Source organism: Alkalibacterium sp. s-m-28, from assembly GCF_054658175.1.
In genome coordinates, this window is sequence record NZ_BAAGIQ010000103.1 from 1 (window position 1) to 6,385 (window position 6,385).

5 protein-coding genes and 1 riboswitch are annotated in these 6,385 nt (G+C 42.8%); of the genes, 1 reads left to right on the top strand and 4 read right to left on the bottom strand.

What is annotated here, in order from left to right:
- Positions 1 to 360: 360 nt before the first annotated feature.
- Complete coding sequence (locus ACYQ4S_RS10350; RefSeq protein ID WP_425425703.1) at positions 361 to 717, bottom strand: winged helix-turn-helix transcriptional regulator; 357 nt, start codon at positions 715 to 717, stop codon at positions 361 to 363.
- Positions 718 to 843: 126 nt separating this feature from the next.
- Entirely contained in the window at positions 844 to 2,214 is a 1,371-nt protein-coding gene (mgtE, locus tag ACYQ4S_RS10355) for a magnesium transporter (RefSeq protein ID WP_459770986.1), read from the bottom strand.
- Between the two features lie 215 nt (positions 2,215 to 2,429).
- Positions 2,430 to 2,600, bottom strand: a riboswitch (M-box (ykoK) riboswitch).
- Between the two features lie 523 nt (positions 2,601 to 3,123).
- On the opposite strand from mgtE, the gene ACYQ4S_RS10360 reads away from it, so the two are divergent.
- Positions 3,124 to 4,365, top strand: a complete 1,242-nt coding sequence (locus ACYQ4S_RS10360; RefSeq protein ID WP_459770988.1) for a YibE/F family protein — start codon at positions 3,124 to 3,126, stop codon at positions 4,363 to 4,365.
- Between the two features lie 252 nt (positions 4,366 to 4,617).
- Here the strand turns inward: ACYQ4S_RS10360 and ACYQ4S_RS10365 are convergent, their stop codons facing one another.
- Both ACYQ4S_RS10365 and ACYQ4S_RS10370 read right to left on the bottom strand, forming a co-directional pair.
- Entirely contained in the window at positions 4,618 to 5,145 is a 528-nt protein-coding gene (locus ACYQ4S_RS10365) for an HD domain-containing protein (RefSeq protein WP_459770989.1), read from the bottom strand.
- A gap of 187 nt (positions 5,146 to 5,332) precedes the next feature.
- Positions 5,333 to 6,097, bottom strand: coding sequence for a TrmH family RNA methyltransferase (locus ACYQ4S_RS10370; protein ID WP_346025508.1), 765 nt, complete (start codon positions 6,095 to 6,097; stop codon positions 5,333 to 5,335).
- Positions 6,098 to 6,385: the final 288 nt, after the last annotated feature.

Sequence of the window (6,385 nt, forward strand, 5' to 3'; positions counted from 1 at the left end):
TTGCGTCCGACTTCCTTCAGATTCCACCTCACGGTGGACACCCTTGTCATTCACTAACAGTTCCTACTGCAAAGCCTGTAGTGGACTTTCACCACCAAGTTGTCGCCCATGCCGGGCGCACCAAAAAGACCCCGTCCCAATAGAGGGACGAGGTCAACACGCGGTACCACCCTTGTTCAGAAGCCACTGCTTCTGCACTCATGCATAACGGCGCATACCGGGATTTTAATTACCGATCCATGTCTGACCCTGCAGATATGTGCAGAGTACACGATGAAAGTGAACTTCAAGAGACTCCTCAGTCAATGCTTTCAGCCTGGGCACTGTTCTCTGGTACTGATCAGTCATCTCTACTCTTTTTCATCTATCGTTTAAGTTATTTAATTCAGTATCACAAATCCACTGATTTGCCCACTCCTGCACTTCATTCATGACATTTCTTAAAGCTTTACCTTTAGCTGTCAGGCGGTAACCTGAACGGATATCGCACGTGTCATCCAAGTCTCTCGTCACGATTTCTTCTTTTTCCAGTTCTTTCAACCGTTCAACTAGTACCCGATCGCTGACTCCTGGTATTGCCTGAGAGAGATCTTTAAAGCGACGAGGTCCATCCAACAATACATCAATGATTAATCCAGTCCATTTTTTTCCAAGTATTGAAAAAGTCTGCTCGAATCTGGGGCATATCACCTTTTCAGATTCTTTTGTCTGTGCCATTTCGATCATATATTGTCACCTCTTCTTTCACGTCTTTCAGTATACCATTATACTAAAGAAATGTGTAGAAGCTAATACTTATTTTTAGGAAGTTTAGGATTTCGTTCACAATTGTACTATAACAGGTTACAGGTGTTCAAGAAAGAACGTTGCAATAGAGAAATAGATCAAAAGTCCTATAGAATCATTGATTGTCGTAATAAATGGTCCTGAAGCAACTGCGGGATCGATCTTGAACTTGTTGATGATAACCGGGATCACTGTACCAATCACTGTTGATATACTGACCGTGATGAACATGGATAAACTGATGATTAAGGCCAGTACAGCATTGCCGTAGAAGACAAAGATGATACCGATCAGAACCACAGCAGCAACCAACCCCATCAGCATCCCTGCACCCAATTCATTTTTAACAGTCTGGAAGAAGGTGTCTTTATCTCTGTCGTCATCAATCGTCAGATTACGCACGGCAACAGCCAGTGACTGGGTCCCTACGTTCCCTGCCGTATCCATGATCATCGGAATGAATGCTGCCAGAAGTACGACCGAGTCCAGGGTTTCTTCAAATGCCCCAATCAGTCCACCAGTGATCATTCCAAGGAAGAGAAGGATAACGATCCAGGGTGTTCGTGACTTCGCTGTACTGAACGGTGTGACTTTAGTTTTACGGTCATCATCACTGCGCTTGATCGCAGCGAATTCGTTAAAGTCTTCCGTTACCTCTTCTTCCAGGACATCCATGACATCATCGACAGTAACGATCCCCTGCATTTTGCCTTCATGGTCAAGGACTGGTATGGCAAGCAGGTCATAATCCTGAATGATGCGGGCGACCTGTTCCTGGTCTTCATCGATGCGGACTGAAACGACCTGGTTGAACATGATGTTTTCAACCGTTTCAGTTTCAGGAGAGAGCAGCAAGTCTCTGAGCGAGAGCACGCCGACCAGTCTTTCCTTCTCATCTACAACATATAAGTAATAAATCGTCTCAGCTTCGCGACCGATCTGTCGCAGCTGTTCGATGACTTCTGTCAGAGTCTGCTTATAATGGATAGCAATGAACTCTTTGGTCATAATGGATCCGGCTGTTTTCGGTGCATACGACAGGAGTTCCTGAACACGTTGACTTTCTTCCTCATCCATCATAGCGAGCAGAGTCTGATTATCTGTTTCGTCACTTTCAGTCAGGAAGTGAGCCACATCATCTGCTGCCATAAAGTTGAATACTTGAGCCATGTATTCATCTGGTAAATAGTGAACTGCATCTTCCTGGTCTTCTGTTTCCATCCATTCGAAAATTTCTGCAAATTCTTCAGGACTTAAAAATTCGGAAATTTTCCTCTTCTTTTCAGGATATAACAAATGAAAGACTTCGTGCTGGTCCCGATCATGCAGTCTCAGGAACAGTTCTCTGAATGTCTCGCGGTCATTCTTTTTTGCAGCCAGAAAAATCTGGTCATACGTTTTCTGCTTGTTGCTTTTCATTAATTTCATAGGTAATCGTCCTTTCTATTTTAATCGGGCTAAGCGAATAACCTGATTTTTTAACTTCTTTAAATTTATACCCGATACACAAGGGAACAGGGTCCATCTTCGCTTCACCTCCGTAAATTAGCTGGTCAATAACCTCTCTGTGTGTTATCTATCATTATAAATAAAAAAACACGCCAATAAGAGCGTGTAAAGAACATGAATACAGAGTTCATCTTCATACACCTCTGTCGTTGAGCTTCAGCTTCATATGGCATAGAGTCTGTTTCAGTCTCAGCTACATTAAAAATCCCCTTCATCCGAAGATTCCTGCTGACCCATTGGCGTCTTTGGACATTTCTGGGCAGTAGCGTGTCTCCATATGGGAGCCTCACCTAACAAGGTCATTCCTTTTCCTACATAATCATAACGAATGTGAGTGATTTGTTCAAGCAATAGTTATTATCCCTTAATATAAATAGGTTGACTCCTGTCCAATATGAAGAGTTAGAAGGACAGGATACATTCGATACTGATCAGTTTGATACCTATTTAGTCCATTATGAGAGCGGCCGTAAAGAACTTGTATTTATGGAAGACAATGAACAGATCTATAAATCGATATATGGCATATTCATCACTACAAATCCTATATTTAACTTTTTTGTCGTGACATGTCGTCCGTCTTGCGTCCTGTCCAAGTTGATATGCCCCATTTACCTCCTTCCCTGCCACAAAGTTTTAAATAAACTGTCACTTAATTCCTCTCTTTCTACCTGTTTGTTCATGCTATACTTGAAATACATGAGAGTACCTACTGAGCCACCAAGTAGTCAGCATTAGATGCTCTTTTTGTTTGCTGTGAGAGACCATCCGTTTCATAAAGCCCGTCTCCAGGCAGACACAAAAACTTAAAATGAGGAGAATGAACACATGAAGAAACGCTTAGTGATGATCACACTGCTGATGAATCTGATCATCCCCTACTTTATCTACTCAGCTCATGCTGAAGAAGCATCCGGTCCATTCGACTCCCAAAGCAGACTGCTTGCTTCGGAACTGGACGATGATAGTGAAGATTTCGAGGAGTTTGAAGAATTTGAAACGATTGATGAATACAATAATGATTTTGAGGATGTTCCAGCGGACGAAATAGAACGAGCCAGAGTCATTGAAGTCCTTCCAGGTGACGGTCCTGGTCTGGATGAAGGGTTCTATCAAGAAATACAGACAGTTCGCGTTGAAATCCTTTCAGGTGACCAGGAGGGCGAGGAAGTCGAGGCTATCCATACCCTTACTGGAAATCCGGGTTCCGACTTTGAAGTGGAGCCTGGAGACAGAATTCTGATCAGCGTCATTGAAATTGGCGGGGAGTCTCAGGTTCATATCGTTGAGTACGAGAGAGATCGAACAATATATATCGTACTGGCTCTGTTCGTTGTCCTTCTTATCCTGCTTGGCGGGCTGAAAGGACTGAAGACGATCCTGACTCTCGCTTTGACCTTGTTCCTTCTATTAAGAGTACTCATTCCCGGCCTGCTTGCAGGATACAGCCCGATACTCATGACTATCCTGATTTCTCTTATCATTACGGTGGTCACTATTTTGACAGTCGGCGGCCTGAACATCAAATCCATTGCTGCCATCACAGGTGTATTGGGTGGGGTACTGATCTCGGGACTCATAGCTTATATCGTCGGGAACCAGATCAACTTGACTGGGTTGTCCGGTCAGGAAGCTATGATGCTCATGTATATCCCACAAAATGTGGACTTTAATTTCAGTGGCTTGCTTTTCGCGGGGATCATCATGGGTGCACTTGGTGCTGTGATGGATGTCGGCATGTCCATTGCTTCTGCTATGGAAGAAATACGGATGGCTGACCCGACTGTTTCTACAAAACGCCTGATTCTATCAGGTATGAATGTCGGAAAAGATATTATGGGAACGATGGCTAACACGTTGATCCTGGCTTACATTGGATCAATGATCCCACTGCTTTTACTGTTCACGGCCTATCAGGAACCGTTCATCAGCATCATCAATATGAATGTCATTGCGACGGAAGTCATTAGAGCTTTAGCTGGAAGCATTGGACTGATCCTCTCTATTCCGCTGACTGCTGTCAGTTCCGGCCTTCTCCGTGACAAATTAAACCTCAGAAAGTCTCCCTGACTTCTGACGAACCGACTGACTAACTAGTCTGAAGCGATGCCGAAGAGCTTATCCGGCATCGCTTTTTTTCCTGCACTCATGCTGTCAGAATCACTTCTCTAAACTTTTATCAAATGAAACCAGTGCTTGCCAAATGCTCCCTTGTTCAATAATCAGGAAATGGCATCGTGCACCAAAAAAAGCCGTTTCCAATTAAGTTCTTTTTAGAACTTAACTGGAAACGGCTTGAATTTTTTTAATTATCAGCTGGAATCAGGCATGGACGACTCTCAACTTGAGGCTCCATTCAGCCAGTTTTGCTTTAGCTTTCATTCTAAGCGGTGTAGATACTTCATTGATTGCGCAATATTTGTCTACACATGTAACGATCATGCTTTCCTTGTATTTAGGAATACCGACCCCTGTAGTAGTCAGGAACATGTGCTTAAGGATGATATCTTTTTCAAGTTCACTTAATTCCGTCAGACGCTGTGCATTCTTGACGGCTATTTTTGGGTGAACACAATTATGCGAACCTTCATTCATAAGAGCAATCTCTTCTCTGCATTCATGGAAAAAGTCATGAAGCAGTCCTGCTCTTGCAACGGCTCTAGCGTTCAGTTTCAGTCGCTTAGCTATTTTATAGCTGACATAAGAAACGAACAGTGAGTGAATGAGTCGTGTTGTATAATGGTGATGCGTAATATCGTCTAGTTTAAGTAAATCTTCGCTTTCAAGCAGGTCTTCGACCAATGTCATATAATCTTTGTCATTTTCCCAAATTGAACGAACGAATTCCATGGAAGCTCTCCTTTATCAGATCTTAGTCAGAGTATTTAATGTAATAAAGTTAGTTTAAATAACAGGTCTAATTGCCTGTCCAGTACTTATAGTACTTATAGTACTCCTAATACGTCTGATTTTAAAGGATGAAAGGCTCCTGTAAAACGTTTTCATATCAAATGTGATATTTCTGTCAAATTTCTACTCATTGATGTAAAGAAAACATAAGGATGCTGGCGGCTATAGCGACATTCAAAGATTCAGCCTGGCCTTTGATCGGGATGTAGAGATTGGTCGTAGTCTCCTGTAACAAGTGATCAGCTACCCCATTGCCTTCATTTCCTACTATAAGCGCAAACTGTTCTTTCGGTTCTACCGTATGGTAAGATACAGCCCGCTCATCCAGCGCTGTGCCATATACAGGTATATTCTTCTCTTTAAACTGACTGATCCAGTTTTCAAGAGCTGAATGAATGACAGGCAGGTGAAAATGGCTGCCCTGAGCAGACCTCAGTGCCTTGGGGTTATATAAATCGACTGACCCTTCCCCAATGATCACGGCTTCAAAACCAGCAGCATCAGCTGTTCGAATCAGGGTACCAAGATTTCCGGGATCTTGAACCTGATCAAGCATCAGTACTGGCTTATTCCCATGAATAGCGTTCTCTTCTTCCTTCTGCATGATGACCGCGAAAATGCCCTGTTCAGTTACGGAATCACTTAAAGATTCAGAAATCGATTCTGAAATAATAATGAGATTTCCCGGCACCTGATCGACAATGGCTGTGTATTGATCAAGCTTATCTTCACGAATCAGAATGTGTTCGATCTCTATGCCGGCTTTGACGGCCTCTTCTACTAGGTGCAGTCCTTCTATCAGATATTTATTCTGTTTTTTCCTGCCTTTTCGTGTCAGCAGTTTCTTCCATTCCTTTACTTGCTTGTTCTGAACTGATTCAATTCTTTCCATGCTGTATGTCTCCTTCAGTTATACTCTTGTATCAGTATACATGACACAATCGAGTAGGAGGTAAATAATTAATTTATTTACCGTCCTCTCACACCACCGTGCGTACGGTTCCGTACACGGCGGTTCAATAATTTAAATATCTCTATCGCTCGTACAAATGTATTAAATCTCTTAATCCCCATTCTACGAACTTTTTATTTGTTAATGCTCGGTGTATGATTTCAGTTCGTGAAATTCGCCAGTAAGCCTTTCGGCTAGCTGCTGTTTTAAGGGCATCGTCATGACCGA

Excerpts from the sequence above, each read along its gene's own strand:
- ACYQ4S_RS10360 (WP_459770988.1), top strand. The coding sequence starts at position 3,124 with ATGAAGAAACGCTTAGTGATGATCACACTGCTGATGAATCTGATCATC.
- ACYQ4S_RS10350 (WP_425425703.1), bottom strand. The coding sequence starts at position 717 with ATGGCACAGACAAAAGAATCTGAAAAGGTGATATGCCCCAGATTCGAG.
- mgtE (WP_459770986.1), bottom strand. The coding sequence starts at position 2,214 with ATGAAATTAATGAAAAGCAACAAGCAGAAAACGTATGACCAGATTTTT.
- ACYQ4S_RS10370 (WP_346025508.1), bottom strand. The coding sequence starts at position 6,097 with ATGGAAAGAATTGAATCAGTTCAGAACAAGCAAGTAAAGGAATGGAAG.
- ACYQ4S_RS10365 (WP_459770989.1), bottom strand. The coding sequence starts at position 5,145 with ATGGAATTCGTTCGTTCAATTTGGGAAAATGACAAAGATTATATGACA.